This window comes from Lelliottia jeotgali, from assembly GCF_977070485.1.
In genome coordinates, this window is sequence record NZ_CDRVFO010000007.1 from 161571 (window position 1) to 180143 (window position 18573).

16 protein-coding genes and 1 pseudogene are annotated in these 18573 nt (G+C 64.1%); 14 read left to right on the forward strand and 3 right to left on the reverse strand.

Annotation, left to right across the window (positions count from 1 at the left end; translation table 11 throughout):
* The first annotated feature begins 32 nt into the window (after positions 1-32).
* The 6 genes from ACW4TB_RS12805 (at position 33) to ACW4TB_RS12830 (ending at position 7034) form a co-directional block, all read left to right on the forward strand.
* Positions 33-1466 (forward strand): TolC family outer membrane protein, encoded by a 1434-nt coding sequence (locus ACW4TB_RS12805; protein WP_279930595.1) that lies wholly within the window; start codon positions 33-35, stop codon positions 1464-1466.
* The gene (locus ACW4TB_RS12810) at positions 1463-3631 is read left to right on the forward strand and encodes a type I secretion system permease/ATPase (RefSeq protein WP_012316189.1); all 2169 of its coding nucleotides are present in this window, start codon (positions 1463-1465) and stop codon (positions 3629-3631) included. Before ACW4TB_RS12805 ends, ACW4TB_RS12810 begins: the two co-directional genes overlap by 4 nt.
* Positions 3628-4812 (forward strand): HlyD family type I secretion periplasmic adaptor subunit, encoded by a 1185-nt coding sequence (locus tag ACW4TB_RS12815; protein WP_279930593.1) that lies wholly within the window; start codon positions 3628-3630, stop codon positions 4810-4812. The genes ACW4TB_RS12810 and ACW4TB_RS12815 overlap by 4 nt, the downstream gene beginning before the upstream one ends.
* A 183-nt stretch (positions 4813-4995) precedes the next feature.
* Complete coding sequence (locus ACW4TB_RS12820; RefSeq protein ID WP_012316191.1) at positions 4996-5895, forward strand: chemotaxis protein; 900 nt, start codon at positions 4996-4998, stop codon at positions 5893-5895.
* A gap of 96 nt (positions 5896-5991) precedes the next feature.
* Complete coding sequence (locus ACW4TB_RS12825; protein WP_012316192.1) at positions 5992-6303, forward strand: hypothetical protein; 312 nt, start codon at positions 5992-5994, stop codon at positions 6301-6303.
* The gene (locus ACW4TB_RS12830; protein ID WP_279930589.1) at positions 6300-7034 is read left to right on the forward strand and encodes a YkgJ family cysteine cluster protein; all 735 of its coding nucleotides are present in this window, start codon (positions 6300-6302) and stop codon (positions 7032-7034) included. Before ACW4TB_RS12825 ends, ACW4TB_RS12830 begins: the two co-directional genes overlap by 4 nt.
* Positions 7035-7146: 112 nt before the next feature.
* On the opposite strand, the gene ACW4TB_RS12835 is transcribed toward ACW4TB_RS12830, so the two are convergent.
* Together ACW4TB_RS12835 and ACW4TB_RS12840 are read right to left on the reverse strand one after the other, a co-directional pair.
* Positions 7147-7398 carry a DUF3077 domain-containing protein gene (locus ACW4TB_RS12835; protein WP_012316194.1) on the reverse strand — a complete coding sequence of 84 codons (252 nt, stop codon included), beginning with the start codon at positions 7396-7398 and terminating at the stop codon, positions 7147-7149.
* Positions 7395-7646, reverse strand: coding sequence for a hypothetical protein (locus ACW4TB_RS12840; RefSeq protein WP_042111742.1), 252 nt, complete (start codon positions 7644-7646; stop codon positions 7395-7397). Before ACW4TB_RS12840 ends, ACW4TB_RS12835 begins: the two co-directional genes overlap by 4 nt.
* A gap of 479 nt (positions 7647-8125) precedes the next feature.
* On the opposite strand from ACW4TB_RS12840, the gene ACW4TB_RS12845 reads away from it, so the two are divergent.
* The 8 genes and pseudogenes from ACW4TB_RS12845 to ACW4TB_RS12880 all read left to right on the forward strand — a co-directional run bounded on the left by ACW4TB_RS12845 (position 8126) and on the right by ACW4TB_RS12880 (position 18097).
* Positions 8126-8593: an efflux RND transporter periplasmic adaptor subunit gene (locus tag ACW4TB_RS12845; RefSeq protein ID WP_455842989.1), complete on the forward strand. Its 468-nt coding sequence runs from the start codon at positions 8126-8128 to the stop codon at positions 8591-8593.
* A 12-nt stretch (positions 8594-8605) separates the two neighbouring features.
* Positions 8606-9289, forward strand: a pseudogene (locus ACW4TB_RS12850) (efflux RND transporter periplasmic adaptor subunit); the annotation flags it as partial.
* Positions 9286-12378 carry a multidrug efflux RND transporter permease subunit gene (locus ACW4TB_RS12855; RefSeq protein WP_279930584.1) on the forward strand — a complete coding sequence of 1031 codons (3093 nt, stop codon included), beginning with the start codon at positions 9286-9288 and terminating at the stop codon, positions 12376-12378. The pseudogene ACW4TB_RS12850 and the gene ACW4TB_RS12855, both read left to right, overlap by 4 nt.
* A gap of 9 nt (positions 12379-12387) precedes the next feature.
* A complete protein-coding gene (locus ACW4TB_RS12860) occupies positions 12388-13062 on the forward strand; it encodes a heavy metal response regulator transcription factor (RefSeq protein WP_254466485.1) in 675 nt (224 codons plus the stop codon).
* Complete coding sequence (locus ACW4TB_RS12865) at positions 13037-14449, forward strand: heavy metal sensor histidine kinase (RefSeq protein WP_012316199.1); 1413 nt, start codon at positions 13037-13039, stop codon at positions 14447-14449. The genes ACW4TB_RS12860 and ACW4TB_RS12865 overlap by 26 nt, the downstream gene beginning before the upstream one ends.
* A gap of 131 nt (positions 14450-14580) precedes the next feature.
* Complete coding sequence (locus ACW4TB_RS12870) at positions 14581-14802, forward strand: hypothetical protein (RefSeq protein WP_012316200.1); 222 nt, start codon at positions 14581-14583, stop codon at positions 14800-14802.
* Between the two features lie 204 nt (positions 14803-15006).
* Entirely contained in the window at positions 15007-16341 is a 1335-nt protein-coding gene (locus ACW4TB_RS12875; RefSeq protein ID WP_012316201.1) for an OprD family porin, read from the forward strand.
* A 259-nt stretch (positions 16342-16600) separates the two neighbouring features.
* The gene (locus ACW4TB_RS12880) at positions 16601-18097 is read left to right on the forward strand and encodes a GGDEF domain-containing protein (RefSeq protein ID WP_254466491.1); all 1497 of its coding nucleotides are present in this window, start codon (positions 16601-16603) and stop codon (positions 18095-18097) included.
* Here the strand turns inward: ACW4TB_RS12880 and ACW4TB_RS12885 are convergent.
* Positions 18094-18570: a ferritin-like domain-containing protein gene (locus ACW4TB_RS12885; RefSeq protein ID WP_012316203.1), complete on the reverse strand. Its 477-nt coding sequence runs from the start codon at positions 18568-18570 to the stop codon at positions 18094-18096. The two genes, ACW4TB_RS12880 and ACW4TB_RS12885, sit on opposite strands and share 4 nt — an antisense overlap.
* Between the last annotated feature and the right edge of the window lie 3 nt (positions 18571-18573).

Consider the following 18573-nt stretch of genomic DNA (forward strand, 5'->3'; position numbering starts at 1 on the left):
GCGGCAAGGACGATCAGCAGTAAGGGAATTATGTGAAGCGAAGCAGTCCGCTGTCACCGCTGTTGCCGGGAGCCGTCGCGCTCCTGGTACTGATTTCAAACCCGGTTGCCCAGGCAGCCGATGACATAGACCCCTCGCTGCGCTCCATCGGGCCGTCACTGCTACGCGATGCCCCCGATGCCATCCCTGCCCGCCCACCGGCAGGCCAGGCCGCCAACAATGGCGATCGCCTCGGCCTGGCCGAGGCGGTGCTGGCCGCTGCGCAGTGGCACCCCAGCATCGCTAAAGCCATCGGCAACCTGTACAAGCAAGGCGAAGGCATCAACGTGGCCCGCGCCGGTTACTACCCACAGGTTTCCGGCGGTATCCGCACCGGCTATGACAGCGGGTATGGCGGCGACCGCAGCAGCCAGGCGCTGAACCTGTCGCTCAAGCAGATGCTCTACGATTTCGGCAAGGTCGACAGTGCTGTCGACGCGGCTCACGCTGCCGCCGCCCGCGCCCAGGCCAACATCCTGCTGGTGGTAGACGACCTGGCCCGCGATACCGCCTACGCCTGGATCGAAACCCGCCGTTACGAGCAGCTCATGGTGATTGCTCGCGAGCAGATCAAAGGCGTTGGCGATATTGCCGGCATGGCGCGCCAGCGCAGCGACATGGGCGCCAGCACGCGCTCCGACGTGGTCCAGGCCGAGTCCCGGGTGGAAGGCGCCCGTGCCACCCTCGAGGAGTATCAGGCCCAGTACGAGCGGTGGCGCTCGACCCTCGCCGCCCTGCTCGGCCGCGTCGCACCGCCGGCCCTGGCCGAAGAAACGCCCCCCGAACTCAACCAGGCCTGCAAGCGCCCACCGCAAGCCGACGACCGCCTGCCTGCAGTGCTCATGGCCCTGGCCCTGCGCGCGCAATCCAAAGCCGAACTGGCACAGGCCAAGGCCGAGGCCTACCCGACACTGTCGCTGCAGCCGCAGGTCAACCACTACCTGGACAACGACTACGACCGCGACAACAACCGCCTCGACCGTACCCAGGCGGGCATTTACCTGAACCTCGAAGTGCCGATCTACCAAGGCGGCGCCATCAGCGCCCGCAGCCGCGCGGCCGGGCATGCCCTGACCGCCGCCGATTCCGCCGAAGACGCCGCACGCCTGCAGGCCCGCCGAGGGCTGGCCGAAGCCATGGCGCAAACCTCGGGGCTGGGCCGCCGGCTGAGTTCGCTGGAGGCGCGCCAGACCAGCATCAAGGAAGCACGCATGCTCTACGGCCGGCAATACCTGGACCTGGGCACGCGCCCGCTGCTCGACCTGCTCAATGCCGAGCAGGAAATCTACCAGTCGCGCTTCGAACTTGCCGGCACCCGTTCCGACCTGCTGCGCCTGGATGTCGACTGCCTGTACAACACCGGCGCCCTGCGCATGGCCTTAGGCCTTGAAGGGCGCAACCTGCAAGGGGTGGAGATCGAGCCATGAACGATACCGTCAACCTGAGCCAAGCCACGCAGCAGCAAAACCCGGAGCAGGCTATCGTCCATCGGCCGGACCTTGGCCCGTGGCTTGAAGTCATGCTGCAGGTCGCCCACCACTACCGGTTGGATGTATCCCCACAGCGCATTCGCCTGGCGGCCGTGGAAGATGCCCGGCCGCTGGATGAAATCCTGCGCCACATGGCGCGCCAGGCAGGCCTGTCGCTGCGCTTCGTGCGCTTCGATGCCAAAGCCCTGCGGCAATGGCGTACACCACTGGTGCTGGAACTCGACGATGGCCAGTTGGCTGTGGTCGAAGCCGTGACCGAGGACAACGAGCTGGCCGTGGTGTTCGCCGGCGATCAGAGCCTCACCTCGCGCCTGCCCCGCGAAGCGCTCGAAGGGCGCATCAACCGCGTGGCACTGATGCGCCCGGCTCGGCCGTTGCGCGATGTGCGTACCGACGACTACACCGCCCCGTACGACCGCCACTGGTTCGCCCGCATCGTCCTGCGAGACCTGCGCCCGTATGGGCAGGTGATGGTCGCCTCGCTGGTGGCCAACGTGCTTGCCCTGGCCGGCGTGCTGTTCTCGATGCAGGTGTATGACCGGGTGATCCCCGCCGAGTCCCTGCCCACCCTGTACGTGCTGTTCGGCGGTGTGGTGCTGGCGCTGGTGTTCGACTTCAGCATGCGCCTGCTGCGCCTGAAGGTTACCGACCTGCTCGGCAAGCGCGCCGACCTGCGCGTGTCAGATCTGGTCTACGGCCATGCCCTGCGCCTGCGCAACTCGGCGCGGCCGAAGTCCACCGGCTCGTTCATTTCGCAGTTGCGCGAGCTGGAGTCGATCCGCGACCTGATCACCTCCAGCACCGCCACCGCGCTGGCAGACCTACCGTTCTTCCTGTTGTTCCTGTTCGTGTTCTGGCTGATCGGCGGCGTGCTGGTGTTTATCCCCCTGGTGGCACTGCTGGCCATGCTCCTGCCTGGCTTGCTGGCGCAGCGCCGGCTGGCACGCCTGGCCAATGCCTCGATGCGCGAATCGTCACTGCGCAACGCCATGCTGGTGGAAAGCGTCCAGGGCCTGGACGAAATCAAGGCACTGCAGGCCGAAGCGCGCTTCGAGCGCCAATGGAACCAGTACAACGCAGCCTGCGCACACACCAACCTGCGTCTACGCACCCTGACCAACGGCCTGGTGACCTGGACCCAGAACGTGCAAGGCGCGGTGTTTGCCGTGGTCATCGTCATAGGCGCGCCAATGGTGATTGCCGGCGACCTCACCACCGGTAGCCTGGTAGCCGCCTCGATGCTTTCCTCGCGGATGATGGCGCCGCTGGCGCAGCTCACCCATGTGCTGACCCGCTGGCAGCAAGCCAAGGTGGCACTACAGGGCCTGGACAAACTGATGCAGTCACCGGTCGACCACCCCGAAGGAGAAGCCCGTGTGCACCTGCCGGCCATCCGCGGCGAGTACCGGCTGCGTCAGGCCAACTTCCGCTACGACCCCGAGGCACCACCGGTGCTGAACATCGGCCAGCTGGACATCCGGCCGGGCGAACGCATCGCCGTGCTGGGGCGCAACGGCGCCGGTAAGTCGACCCTGCTGCAGGCGCTGGGCGGTGCCATGGACCTGGTGCAAGGCGAGGTCACGCTCGACGGCATTGCCCTGGCCCACCTGGACCCGGCCGACCTGCGCCGTGACGTCGGCTTGCTGGCGCAGTATGCGCGGCTGTTCCACGGCACCCTGCGCGAAAACCTCACCCTCGGTGCCGGCCAGGCCAGTGACCAGGAACTGGTTGCCGCGCTGGCCGCCACGGGCGCACTGGACTTCGTGCGCCGGCTACCCAAAGGCATGGACCACCTGATTCTGGAAGGTGGCCTGGGCCTGTCCGGCGGGCAACGCCAGGCACTGGTGCTGGCACGTTTGCTGGTGCGCCAGCCGCAGGTACTGCTGCTGGATGAACCCACCGCCTCGCTGGACGACACGACCGAACGCAAACTGCTCGATAACCTCGACCGCTTCTGCCAAGGCCGCACCCTGGTGATCGCCACTCACCGTTTGAGCGTGCTGCAACGGGTCGAGCGGATCATCGTGCTCGACGGCGGGCGCATCGTCATCGACGACAGCCGTGAAGCCGCCCTGGCCAAATTGCAAGGAGCGCAGGCATGAGCAACCATGAACTCCCCGCGTCCTACCTGGATGGCCAGGACGATCAGGCCGTGCTGCGCGCAGGCCGCGTCATCACCGCGTGTGCGCTGATGCTGGCCGCGTTCCTGGCCTGGGCCGCCTGGTTCGAGGTCACCGAAGTCTCTACCGGCACCGACAAAGTGATCCCCAGCTCACGCGAGCAGGTGATCCAGTCGTTCGAAGGCGGCATCGTCGCCGAGATGAATGTGGCCGAAGGCGACCTGGTCGAGCGCGGCCAGGTGCTGGCCCAGCTCGACCCGACCAAGACCGCCTCCAGCGTCGGTGAAAGCGAGGCCAAGTACCGTGCTGCCACGGCCAGCGTTGCGCGCTTGCGCGCCGAGGTCACCGGCAAGCCGCTGGCCTTCCCCGACAGCTTGCGCGATTCGCCGGACCTGATCGACGCCGAAACCGCGCTGTACCAGACCCGCCGCCGCGGCCTGGAACAGACCCTGGCGGGCATCGAGGACTCGCTGCGGCTGGTGCGCAGCGAACTGCAGATCACCGAAAACCTGGCCAAGATGGGCGCCTCCAGCCGGGTCGAAGTGATCCGCCTCAACCGCCAACGCTCGGAACTCGAGCTCAAGGCCAACGAAGCACGGTCCGATTACCTGGTACGCGCCCGCGAAGAACTGGCCAAGGCCAGCGCCGAAGCCGACAGCCTCTCGGAAGTGATCCGCGGACGCAGTGATTCGCTGTCACGCCTGACCTTGCGCTCGCCGGTGCGCGGCATCGTCAAGGACATCGAGGTCAACACCCTGGGCGGGGTGGTACAGCCCGGCGGGCAGGTGATGAAGATCGTGCCGATGGACGAACGCTTGCTGATCGAGACGCGCATCGCCCCCCGGGACATCGCCTTCATCCACCCCGACCAGGCGGCCAAGGTGAAGATCAGTGCCTATGACTATTCGGTGTATGGCGGGCTGGAGGGCAAAGTGGTGGGCATCTCGCCCGATACCCTGCAGGATGAGGTGAAACCGGAGATCTATTATTACCGGGTGTTCATCCGTACCGAGCAGGACAGCCTGCAGAACAAGGCCGGCAAGCGCTTTGCGATCGTGCCGGGGATGATTGCCACGGTGGATATCCGCACGGGCGAAAAAACCATTCTCGATTACCTGATCAAGCCGCTGAACCGCGCCAAGGAGGCCTTGCGCGAGCGCTAAGGGCCGCTGCGCGGCCATCGCCGGCAAGCCGGCTCCCACAGGAACTGCACAAGCCGTTGGCGCACTGGTGACCTTGCAGGAGCCGGCTTGCCGGCGATAGGGCCAGCAAAGGCTGCCGCCAAGTTAAAGCCCAGCCCGAACAGGCCGATAACCGGTTATCCCCTGTCTTCCATGAAGGTCACCATGGCCACGCAAAATGCCCGCGCGGACGCGTTGTCCCTGCTGCTGTTCACCCTGCGCAGCGGCAAGCTGATGGCAATCAACCTGCTCAAGGTCAGCGAGATCATCCCTTGCCCGTCGCTGACCAGGTTGCCCGAATCGCACCCCCACGTGAAAGGCGTGGCGACGCTGCGCGGCAACCCGCTGTCGGTGATCGACCTGTCGCGGGCCATCGGTGAACGCCCGCTGGCCGACCCGGACGGTGGCTGCCTGATCGTCACCGAGATCAGCCGCTCGCGCCAGGGCCTGCATGTGCAGGCAGTGAGCCGCATCATCCACTGCCTGAGCACCGACATCAAGCCGCCGCCCTTTGGCTCGGGCAACCGCTCGTTCATCACCGGCGTGACCCGTGTCGACAATACCTTGGTGCAGGTGCTGGACATCGAAAAGGTGATCCATGCCATCGCCCCGCCGGAGCCGGAGCCCGCTCCGGGCAAGCTGAACGAAGAAGACGCCAGCCTGTTGGCCGCCGCCAACATCCTGGTGGTGGACGACAGCCAGGTGGCGCTGCAACAGTCGGTGCACACCCTGCGTAACCTGGGCATCGACTGCCACACCGCACGCAGCGCCAAGGATGCAATCAACGTGCTGCTGGAGCTGCAGGGCACCGCGCAGGAGATCAACATCATCGTGTCCGACATCGAGATGTCGGAGATGGACGGCTATGCCTTCACCCGCACCCTGCGCGAAACACCGGACTTCCAGCACCTCTACGTGCTGCTGCACACCTCGCTGGACAGCGCGATGAGTGCCGAGAAGGCCAGGTTGGCGGGGGCCAATGCCATCCTGACCAAGTTCTCCTCACCGGAGCTGACCGATTGCCTGGTGGTGGCGGCACGCACGGTAGTGTTTGCCGAGCGATGATGGCCGTGCTGTCATATTCAGCGACAAACTCCCTGGCCTGTTGCCAGGGATGACTCGGTCATACTTCCCCCCCTCGAACGTTTCACGGTACAGCGTATGAAGTTTTTCAGCTCTCTCCTGATCGCCTGCGCCCTTTTCAGCGGTGTTGCCCAGGCCTCCAGCAGCCAGGCCTGGAACGAACAACGCCAGCAGATGCTCAAGGCCTGCCTGGCCGCCAGCCAGTTCAAGGATGCCCACGCCCGCGGCAAGCCCGCAGAGTTCGATGACCAGGTCGGCTTCAGCGCCCTGGTCATCGAAGGGGTGTATCCACAAACGCACATGCAGCAACGCACCGGCTCCGAGCTGTGCTTGTACGACCGCCAGCACCAGCGGGCCTTCGTCAGCGAATGGAACCCAGACGCCAAGTGAACGACTCTCTGCGTTTTGCCTGTACCGGCTGCGGCAAGTGCTGCACCGGCCACCATGTACCACTGACCCTGGCCGAGTCGCGCCAGTGGGCGGCATCCGGCGGCCAGGTGGTGGTGCTGATCGAAGCCTTTGTGGAGGATGGCCCGGGGATGCCGGCAGACCAGCGTGAGCATGTGCTGCGCCGCTCGCACCCGGTACCTTGCGGTGACAGCGAGGTACGGGTTTCGGTGACCTTTGCCGCGTTCAACCCTGGGCGGTGCCGCAACCTGGACGAAAACGACCTGTGCACCATCTACGAGAGCCGGCCGCTGGTCTGCCGCATCTACCCGGTGGAAATCAACCCGCACATTCCGCTAAGGCCAGAGAACAAGGACTGCCCGCCAGAGGCTTGGGAGCAAGGGCCTGAGCTGATTCATGGTTCGTTGCCGGTGGACCCGGCGCTGCTGGCACTCGTGCAAGCGTCCCGGCAGGCAGATCGTGATGACATCGCGGCCAAGGTCGCCGTGTGCCAGGCCTTGGGCATGACCATCAGCGCGCTCAAGGGCAATGGCTTCACGGCCTACCTTCCGGACATGGGCGCCTTGGCTGCGGCGGTGGCGGATGTACCGCCAGCGCACGATGCGCCGTGGGCGCTGCACGTGCAGGACACCGCCCTGCTGGCCAAACTGCAGGCGCAGGGCTTGCAGGCTGGCGACACGCCTTCGCAGTACTACGCCTTCATCGGTTTCTAGCAAAGCCAGCACCAAATCCCGGCGATCTCCCTGTGGGAGCCCGGCTTGCCGGCGATCCCCATGTGGGAGCCGGGCTTGCCGGCGATGGGCCGCAAAGCGGCCCCACAACCGCTTAAGCGCTGCGGTTCATGCCCATTTCCATGTCGTTGATCAGTGCTTTGGCCATGGCACTGAGAATGCGTGCCGCACTGCCTGCGATCATGTTGCCTTCCATCTCGGCTTCCTCGCTCAAATGCCGGATACAACCGAGCAAGACCGACAGCTCGTCGAAAGCATGATCGAGCGGTATGCCCGGCTGGATGGCGTACAACTCGAGGAATGTTTCCTTGCCGGCTGTGCTGCGCGATTTCAGTTCATCACTCATGGATGATCTCCTTGCATCGCCATATGGGCGACAAGGACACGCAGCAGTTCAGTGAGAATGCCGAGGTTTTCCAGCAGCGCGTAGCGATGGTCTTCGGCTTCGGTGTCGAGGTAGAGCTGGCTGGTTTTGCAGAGGCAGTCCATCAGCGCAGCAGCGTGAGACCTGGCGTCTTCGGGGGAGAGGTCGGCGATGATTGTGATGTAAGGGATCGGGAATGAGTCCGGTGGATCGGGAACGATTTTTTTCATGATGACTTTCCTGAAGATGCTATTGGAAAGCGACCACCTTGTTCTTCTCACGGATTGGGTGGCAGCCGTACGCGAGGTGAGAAGACCGCGTCCAGGAACCGCGGCCCGGACCGAAGCCCGCACACGCACGGCTGCCATGAAAAATGGCATCCTGGATACAGCTGCGGCTTCTCACGGCCGCTCGCCGTTGTGGCGAACCGTGAAGTTATCGCTGAAACAGTTCCCCGCCTATCAGACGCCATCCGACAGAGCGCGTAGGATAATTCGTCATGGCTGCGCTCTTGAAGCATCTGGTTTCAGATTCAGAATCTTCTTACGGATCAAGGGGAGCAGAGGTATGAATCAGTCAGGATCGCGTTAGGGCTGCCAACTGCCCCCAACCTGTCAGCGCTGTCAGCCAGCTGTCACGCTGCCGACCCGGTCACAGCGCTATAAGCTTCAATAACCGCCCCCTCCTCTTGGCCAAGGTGCCCGCGCCGATGCGACGTCCTACCCGCCCTCTCCTGCTGGCCGCCACCACCCTGCTCGCCCTCGCAGCACTGGGCATCTGGTATGGCCAGCGCCAGGAGGCGCCGGTTGCGCGCGCCCAAAGCGCCGTTCCGGTGCGCGTGGTCAGCGTTGCCCAGCAGGACGTGCCGCGCTACGCCAGCGCCATCGGCTCAGTGCTGTCGTTGCACAGCGTCGAAATAAAACCGCAGGTCGAAGGGGTGCTGACCCGGGTACTGGTCAAAGAGGGCCAGTGGGTCAAGCAAGGCGACCTGCTGGCCACCCTGGACGATCGCAGCATCCGCGCCAGCCTCGACCAGGCCCGCGCCCAGCTCGGCCAGAGCCAGGCTCAAATCCAGGTGGCCGGCGTCGACCTCAAGCGCTACCGCCTGCTCAGCAGCGATGACGGCGTGTCCAAGCAGACCCTCGACCAGCAACAGGCGCTGGTCAATCAGCTGTAAGCCACCGTAAAAGGCAACCAGGCCGCCATCGCCAATGCCGAAGTCCAGCTCTCCTACACGCAGATTCGCTCCCCTGTCACCGGGCGTGTCGGCATCCGCAACATCGACCCCGGCAACCTGGTGCGCGCCAGCGATACCCAGGGCCTGTTCAGCGTGACCCAGATCGACCCCATCGCGGTCGAGTTCTCCCTGCCGCAACAGATGCTGCCAACCCTGCAGGGCCTGCTGAAGGCGCCCACGCCCGCATTGGTGCAGGCCTACATGGACGCCGATGGCGAAAGCAACCTGCTGGGTGAAGGCCACCTGGCCCTGATTGACAACCAGATTTCGGCCAACACCGGCACGGTGCGGGTCAAGGCCGAGTTCGACAACAAGGACGGCCGGCTGTGGCCGGGGCAACTGGTGACCATCCGTTTGCGCACTGCCGTGGAAGAAAACGCCCTGGTGGTGCCGCCGCCAGTGGTGCAGCGCGGCGTCGACGGCCACTTCGTCTACCGCCTGGACGGCGACAAGGTCACCAGTGTGCCGGTCAAGGTGCTGTACCAGGACAGTGGCCTGAACATCATTGCCGGGGTCAAGCCGGGCGAGCGTGTGGTGCTCGATGGTCAGTCGCGGCTCAAGCCGGGCTCTCGCGTGGAGGTCACCCCGGACGCACCGCCGCCGTCGGAAATGGCCGACCGCCGGAGCCAGCCATGAATAGCCGCAACAGCGTGTCGGCCTGGTGCATCGACCACCCCGTCGCCACCCTGCTGCTGACCTTCGCCCTAGTACTGCTGGGCGCCATCGCCTTTCCCCGGCTCCCCGTGGCGCCCTTGCCAGAAGCCGACTTCCCGACCATACAGGTCACCGCCCAGTTGCCTGGGGCCAGCCCGGAAACCATGGCCTCTTCGGTGGCCACGCCGCTGGAGGTGCAGTTCAGCGCCATCCCCGGCATGGCCCAGATGACCAGCAGCAGCGCACTGGGCTCGACCACCCTGATCCTGCAGTTCACCCTCGACAAGAACATTGACACTGCCGCCCAGGAAGTCCAGGCGGCCATCAACACGGCTACCGCCCGCCTGCCCCAGGACCTGCCCAACCCGCCGACCTGGCGCAAGGTCAACCCGGCCGACAGCCCGGTGCTGGTACTCACCGTCAGCTCCGCACAGATGCCCGGCAACGACCTGAGCGACTATGCCGAAACCTTGCTGGCACGCCAGCTGAGCCAGATCGAAGGGGTCGGCCTGATCAACATCACCGGCCAGTTGCGCCCGGCCATCCGTGTGCAGGCCCAGCCGGAAAAGCTCGCCGCCATGGGCCTTACGCTCGCCGACCTGCGCCTGGCCATCCAGCAGACCAGCCTGAACCTGGCAAAGGGCGCCCTGTATGGAGAGCACAGCGTGTCGACCATCGCCGCCAACGACCAGCTGTTCCACCCCGAGGACTATGCCAGGCTCATTGTCTCTTACCGCGACGGCGCCCCGGTGCACCTGCAGGACGTGGCCAAGGTGATCAACGGCGCCGAGAACGCCTACGTCAAAGCCTGGTCTGGCAACCAGCCGGGCCTGAACCTTGTGGTTTTCCGCCAGCCTGGCGCCAACATCGTCGACACCGTGGACCGCGTGCTCGGCGCCTTGCCCAAGCTGCAGGAGATGCTGCCGGCCTCGGTCGAGGTATCGGTGCTGCAGGACCGTACCCAGACCATCCGCGCGTCGCTGCATGAGGTGGAACTGACCCTGATGATCGCCGTAGCCCTGGTGATCGGGGTGATGGCGCTGTTCCTGCGCCAATGGTCAGCCACCCTGGTGGTGTCCAGTGTGCTGGGCGTATCGCTGATCGCCACTTGCGCACTGATGTACGTGTTCGGTTTCAGCCTCAACAACCTGACCCTGGTGGCCATCGTCATTGCTGTCGGTTTTGTGGTGGACGACGCCATCGTGGTGGTGGAGAACATCCACCGCCATCTGGAAGCCGGCGAAGACAGCCGCACTGCTGCGCTCAAAGGGGCAGGCGAAATCGGCTTCACCGTGGTGTCGATCAGCTTCTCGCTTGTTGCCGCGTTCATTCCGCTGCTGTTCATGGGCGGCGTGGTGGGCCGGCTGTTCAAGGAGTTCGCCCTTACCGCCACAGCCACCATTCTGATTTCGGTGGTGGTGTCGCTGACCCTGGCACCGACCCTGTGCGCGCTGTTCATGCGTCGCCCGCCCACGGAGCACCATGGCGGCTTCGGTGAACGGCTGCTGAAGTGGTACGAAAAGGGCCTGGACCGGGCGCTGGCTCATCAGCGCCTGACTCTCGGCGTGTTCGGCCTGACCCTGGCCCTGGCGGTGATCGGCTACGTGGCCATCCCCAAGGGCTTCTTCCCCCTGCAGGACACCGGTTTCATTCTCGGCACCACTGAAGCGGCAGCGGATGTGTCATACCCGTCGATGATCGACAAGCACCTGGCACTGGCGAAAATCATCGAAGCCGACCCCGCTGTGAGGGCCTTCTCCCATTCGGTAGGGGTTACCGGCAGCAACCAGACCATCGCCAACGGCCGTTTCTGGATTGCCCTCAAGCCCCGCGGCGAGCGCGATGTTTCGGCCAGCGAGCTGATCGACCGGCTGCGCCCGCAACTCGCGCAAGTGCCTGGCGTGGTGCTGTACATGCGCGCCGGCCAGGACATCAACCTGAGCTCCGGCCCGTCACGTACCCAGTACCAGTACGTGCTCAAAAGTAACGACGGCGTCGCCCTCAACCTGTGGACCCAACGCCTGACCGAGCGCCTGCGCGAAAACCCGGCGTTGCGCGACCTGTCAAACGACCTGCAACTGGGCGCCAGCGTTACCCGCATCGACATCGACCGCCAGGCTGCGGCCCGCTTCGGCCTGACCACCACCGACGTCGACCAGGCGCTGTACGACGCCTTTGGCCAGCGGCAGATCAGCGAATTCCAGACCGAGACCAACCAGTACAAGGTGATCCTGGAACTGGACGCCCAACAGCGCGGCAAGGCCGAAAGCCTGAATTTCTTCTACCTGCGCTCGCCCCTGACCAACGAAATGGTGCCGCTGTCGGCATTGGCGCATGTCGCCGCGCCCAGCACCGGGCCGCTGTCGATCAGCCATGACGGTCTGTTCCCGGCCGCCAACCTGTCGTTCAACCTGGCCCCCGGCGTGGCCCTGGGCGATGCGGTGGCGATCCTGGAACGCACCCAGCGCGAACTGGGCATGCCCGACTCGATCAGCGGCAACTTCCAGGGCGCGGCGCAGGCCTTCCAGAGTTCGCTGTCGAGCCAGCCGTGGCTGATCCTCGCCGCACTGGTGGCGGTTTACATCATCCTTGGGGTGCTCTACGAGAGCCTGGTGCACCCGCTGACCATCATCTCGACCCTGCCTTCGGCGGGCCTGGGCGCGTTGCTACTGCTGTGGGCCATGGGCCAGGACTTCAGCATCATGGGCCTGATCGGCGTGGTGCTGCTGATCGGCATCGTCAAGAAGAACGGCATCCTGCTCATCGATTTCGCCCTGGAAGCCCAGCGCCGCCATGGTCTGACGCCCGAGCAGGCGATTCACCAGGCCTGCCTGACGCGCTTTCGGCCGATCATCATGACTACCATGGCCGCCCTGCTCGGCGCGGTGCCGCTGATGTTCGGCTTTGGCGCTGGCGCCGAGCTGCGCCAGCCGCTGGGTATCGCGGTGGTCGGCGGCCTGCTGGTCAGCCAGGCCCTGACGCTGTTCACCACCCCGGTCATATACTTGGCCCTGGAGCGCCTGTTCCATCGCCGCAAGGCCGCCAGCGCGGTCGCGCCAAGGACCTACTGAGACAAGACCATGCGTGTGCTGATCATCGAAGACGAAGAGAAAACCGCTGACTACCTGCATCGCGGCCTGAGCGAGCAAGGCTTCACTGTCGACCTGGCACGGGACGGCATCGACGGCCTGCACCTGGCGCTTGAAGGTGACTATGCGGTGATCGTGCTCGATGTGATGCTGCCGGGTCTGGATGGCTATGGCGTGCTGCGTGCCTTGCGTGCCCGTAAGCAGACACCGGTGATCATGCTCACCGCCCGCGAGCGCGTCGAGGACCGCATCCACGGGCTGCGCGAAGGTGCCGACGATTACCTTGGCAAGCCGTTCTCCTTCCTTGAACTGGTCGCCCGCCTGCAGGCCCTGACTCGCCGCAGCGGCAGCCACGAGCCACTGCAGGTGCAGGTCGGCGACCTGTGGATCGACCTGATGGCGCGCAAGGCCAGCCGTGCCGGTCAACGCCTGGACCTCACCGCCAAGGAGTTTTCGCTGCTCAGCGTGCTGGCCAGGCGCCAGGGCGAAATCCTCTCCAAGACCGCCATCGCCGAGCTGGTCTGGGACATCAACTTCGACAGCGACGCCAATGTCGTCGAAGTGGCCATCAAGCGCCTGCGCGCCAAGCTCGACGGGCCATTTGACAACAAGCTGCTGCATACCATCCGAGGCATGGGCTATGTCCTGGAAAACCGTGCCGGTTAACTCCATCGCACTGCGCCTGTCGGCGCTGTTCATTCTGGTGGCGATGGGCGTGTTTCTGTTTATCGGCTCGGCACTTTACCGCCAGGTCGACCATAGCCTGGACATGCTGCCGGCGGCCGAGCTGGACGCCCGCTTCAGCGTGCTCGAATCCACCCTCAATCGCTACGGCAGCCCCGAGCACTGGGCCAAGATCCGCAACAAGCTCAACCTGCTCAGCGAGGAAGACAAACGTATCCGCTTCTGGGTGGTCGGCAGCGACCCGGCGTTCGAATATGGCCACCCCAGCGAACGGGTCCGCGCATTTGCCGAAGGCCCTGAAGGGATGCGCGACCTGCGCCTGCCTGACCGGCCCTACCCTTACAAGGTGCTGGTCAGCGAGTTGCCGGCCCTGGGCGCTCGCCCGCCACTGCGCTTTCTGATCGCTATTGATACCGAGACCTTCTGGCAGGCTCAGCACAGCCTGCTGGTGGCCATCGTCGGGCTGGCGGTGCTCGGTGTGCTGCTGGCCTCGGTGCTCGGCTACTGGGTGGCGCGCATTGGCCTGCGCCCGCTGCTGGCGCTGTCCAACGAGGCACAGGCCTTGGCCCCCCCACGCCTGGATGGCCGCCTGCAAACCGTCAACCTGGCCCCGGAACTGGCGCAATTCGCCGGCGCTTTCAACGCGGCGCTCGACCGGGTCAGCCAGGCCTATTCGCAGCTGGAAGCGTTCAACGCCGACGTTGCCCACGAACTGCGCTCGCCGCTGACCAACCTGATAGGCCAGACCCAGGTCGCCCTCACCCGGGGGCGCAGCGCCGAACACTACTTCGAAGTGCTGCAATCAAACCTGGAAGAGCTCGAACGCCTGCGCAGCATCATCAACGACATGCTGTTCCTGGCCAGCGCCGACCAGGGCAGCAAGGCCACTGCCCTGACCCAGGTATCGCTGGCCGAGGAAGTGGCCACCACCCTCGATTACCTCGACTACATCCTCGAAGACGCCCAGGTCAGCGTCACTGTCAGCGGCGATGCCCAGGCCCCCATCGAAAAAGCCCAGTTGCGCCGGGCGTTGATCAACCTGCTGAACAATGCCGTGCAGCATACCGCACCGCACCAAGTGATCCGCGTGCATATCGATGCCGGGCCGGAGCAGGTCAGCATTGCCGTGAGCAACCCAGGGCCGGCTATCGACGATGATCACCTGCCTCTGCTGTTCGAGCGGTTCTACCGGGTGGATGCGGCGCGCAGCAACAGTGGCGGGGGCAATCACGGGTTGGGGTTGGCCATCGTCAAGGCGATTGCGCTGATGCATGGGGGTGAGGTTTTTGTGCGCAGCGAGGCGGGTGCCAACACCTTCGGCATTCGCCTGCCAAACGCTCAACTGCAGGGGTTTGCGGCAAAGATCTAATGTTTTTCGCAGGGATAGTTACCTTTTGCGCAACAGTGCTTATCGCGCCCGGTGCTGTTTCCAAGGCAATGAAGAGACTAACTTTAGCCCTGTCTCCATTAGCACTTGCACCGCAAGAAGGTAGTTTCAACATGTCCAACAGTATGGGTATTGCCAGCGTTTTCGTTCTGTCTTCCCTGTTGTTGTCGCCCCTGGCCATGGCCGAAGAATCCCCGGCTTTCGTCGCCCGTAATGCAGAGCTTGCTGCTGTTCACCAGGAAGCCCGCGAGGCCGTAGCGCACAAGGCCGACGCAGGCAAAGATGCAAAACAGACAGCTTCCAAGGTTTCCATCGACGCCAATGCCGAGAGCTGATCGCGCAACGATGCCGCTCCCGTTTCCCCCCGGCTACACCATGGGCACCGCCGGTGCCGATATGTTAGCCTTTTAAAGCCGCTGCCGATCAGCGGCTTTTTTTATGTGCTTTGACGATCAGCCCGGCCGTTATTTCTCTAACAAGAAAGTTGCACATTCAAAAATAAAAACTGCCCCACCGTCAGACCAAAGGAGCTAGTACCGGTGCCTTCCGCGTTTCGTGTTACCCCGCTGTTCATTGCATTGACCGCAACGATGCCTTTCGCCGCCCAGGCAGATGAAGACAAGGCTGATGGCTTCATCGAAGGCTCGTCCTTCAACCTGCATTTTCGTAACGCCTACTTCAACCGCGACAACCACAACAGCGGCGTGCGCGACACCCGCGAGTGGGGCCAAGGCGCGGTTGCCCGCTTCGAGTCGGGCTACACGCCAGGCGTAATCGGCTTTGGCCTCGATGCGCACGCCATGCTGGGCTTGAAGCTCGATGGCGGTGGCGGCCATGCCGGCACCAGCATCCTGCCCGAACACGTGAAGGACAACGGCGAACTGGGCGCCGCCCCGCACTCGTTCTCCACCGCAGGCGCGGCGGTCAAGCTCAAGGCCTTCGACACCGAACTCAAGGCCGGTGACCTGTTCCTTACCAACCCGGTGATCGCCGGCGGCGAAACCCGCATGCTGCCGCAGACCTTCCGTGGCGTCAGCCTGACCAATACCAGCATCGACGGCCTGCTGCTCGAAGGTGGCCAGGTCAGCTTCACCAAGCCGTACAACCAGAGCGGCCACCGCCGTATCGACACCTACTACGGCTCGCTGGATGAGCACGACAAAAGCAAGCATCTGAACTGGGCTGGTGCGTCGTGGAGCGGCACCGAGAACATCACTGCCAACCTTTACGCCGCCGAGCTGAAGGATATCTGGAACCAGTACTACGCTGATTTCGACTACACCTACGTGGTCAACGACCTGGTCAGCCTCAACCCGGGCGTGCACTTCTACCACACCCAAGACACCGGCCAGGCGCTGCTGGGCAAGATCGACAACAATACCTACAGCGTGCACTTCACCGTCAATGCCGGCTATCACAGCGTTACTGCCGCCTACCAGCGGGTCAATGGCGACACGCCGTTCGACTACATCAACCTGGGCGACAGCGTGTACCTGGACAACTCGCGCATGTACTCGGACTTCAACGCGCCCAACGAGCGTTCGTGGAAGCTGCAGTACGGCTATGACTTCGCCGGGCTCGGCATGCCAGGGCTGACCACCACCGTGTCGTACTCGCGTGGCGAGGCGGACCTGACCAAGGCTGACCAGGGCAACACCCACTACGACTACTACCGCGCCGACGGCAAGAACGCTCAGCACTGGGAACGTGACCTGGACGTGAAATACGTGTTCCAGCAAGGCGACTTCAAAGACCTGTCGGTGCTGGTGCGTTATGCCGTACACCGCGGCGGCCAGGGCTATGCGTCGATCGACAGCAACAGCGATAACGACGAACTGCGGGTGATCGTCGATTATCCGTTGAACGTGTTCTGACCTGAGACCGCAAGTCAGCCCCACACGGTGTGTGCAGACCGGTAGGAGGGGGCCGCTTTGCGGCCCGTCGCCGGCAAGCCGGCTCCCACAGGGAAAGCGCAGACCTCAAGAATTGCGCGGTCTCGGTAGGAGCTGGCTTGCCGGCGATGGGCTGCGTAGCAGCCCAATGCACGATTCCGTCGGACAAATCTTGTCCGACAATCACCACTTCCCTAGAATGTCGCCCGCCGCAACCGGCCCTGCCTCAGCAGTAGCGCGCATGCCCACTCGATTACCGCGTCTCGCACTCTACAGGTCGCACCCCGAGCTGATCCTCAATCTGGGCAGTTGCATCGCCGTGCTCGCTATCGTGGGCATCGTCAGTTACCTGTTGGGGCGCGAGCGCGAGAGTGTCGAGCAATCGGCCATCCGCTCCTCCAGCAATATCGTCCAGCTGATAGAAAGCGACATCCTACGCAATGTCGAACTTTACGACCAATCATTGCGCGGGCTGATCTGGGCGGTGCAGCATCCCGAACTGCTGCAGGTCGCGCCCAACCTGCGCCAACAGATCCTCTTCAACCAGACGTTCGCGGCCCCGGTGCGCGGCGATATTCTCTGGCTCAATGCCAATGGCGACGTCGTGGGCGACTCCACCAGCGTCACCCCGCGCCAGGCCAATTTCGCCGACACCTTCGACTTCCGGGCCCATCGCCGCGACCCTGGCCTGGGCTTGTTGATCAGCCCGCCTTTCAAGGCACGGCTCGGCGACCTTGACTGGTGCATCAGTTTCAGCCGGCGCATCTCCGCAGCCGATGGCAGCTTTGCCGGGCTGGCCGCCGGTGCCCTGCGCCTCTCCTATTTCAGCGAACTGTTCCAGCGCCTTGATATCGGCCATGAAAGCAGCATCAACCTGCTCAACGTCGACGGCCAGTTGCTCGCCCGCCAGCCGCGCCGCGACCAGGACCCGTTGATCGGCACCAGCTTTGCCGACCGCCCCAACTTCAAACGCATCCTGGGCGAGCGCAGCGGTAGCTTCACAGCCCGCTCCAGCATCTATGGCACCCAGCGCATGTACACCTTCGCCCGGGTCGCCGACCTGCCGTTGATCATACTGGTGGTGCACTCAAGCGATGAGGTGTTCCAGTCATGGCGCCGCACGGCGTTGGTGGTCAGTATCGCCACAGGCGTGCTGTGCATTGGCATTCTCTGGCTCACCCTGCTGCTGGGCCGCGAATTGCGCCGCAGGCATGAGGCCGAGCAGGGTCTGGCCACGCTGGCAGCAACGGATAGCCTGACGGGCCTGGCCAACCGTCGCCGGCTGGATCAGGTGTTACGCCAGGAATGGGCGCGCGCCCAGCGCAACCGTAAACCGTTGGCCGTGCTGATGGTGGATGTGGATCACTTCAAGGCCTTCAACCAGCGCCATGGGCACGCTGGAGGAGATCACGCCTTACGTGAAGTGGCCAAGACGATCGAACAGTGCATACGACGCCCGGCGGACCTGGCGGCGCGTTATGGGGGTGAGGAATTTCAGGTGGTTTTGCCGGAAACCGAACTGGCCGGCGCCCGCTTGTTGGCAGAGAGGATCCGCACCCGAGTCGAGGCATTGGCACCTTTTGCCGATGATGCACACGCGGTGACGGTGAGTATCGGCATCAGCGTCCACACCCCCGGCACCCAACAAGACCTGACGACCATGCTGGGTGCCGCGGACGAGGCGCTCTACCGGGCCAAGGCCAAGGGCCGAAACCGGGTAGAGGGCCCTGCGGATTAGGAGCGGGCGCGTGCGGCGTTGCGCAGTGCCTTCACCTGGTCGTGGTTACGCTGTACGCCCTGCAGCTGCTTTTCCACGAGCATATAGCTCGAATCGCTGACGGAGCGACCCAGCTTGACCAGCTTCTCACGCGCTTCCTTGTAGGCTTTGAGGGCATGGTCTTCGCCGCGTTCTACTTCGTTGAGCACAGCCTCTTCATCCTTACCGGTAACCATCGACTTGAGGTTTACCCAGCCGCGGTGCAGGTCGCCGCTGATGCTGGTGGATGTTTCCGGGTCGCCGCCCAGGCGACGCACTTCACTCTGCAGTTCGCCTGCTGCATTGGCGCATTCGCCAGCGCGCTGGACGAAGAACGCTTTGAGCTCCGGGTTTTTCACATCGTCGGCCGACTCCTTGAACCCTTTCTCGCCGTCCTTGCTGTACTCGATCAGGTTGTTGAGCACGTCGATTACGTCTTTGTTGAGGTCGCTCATGGC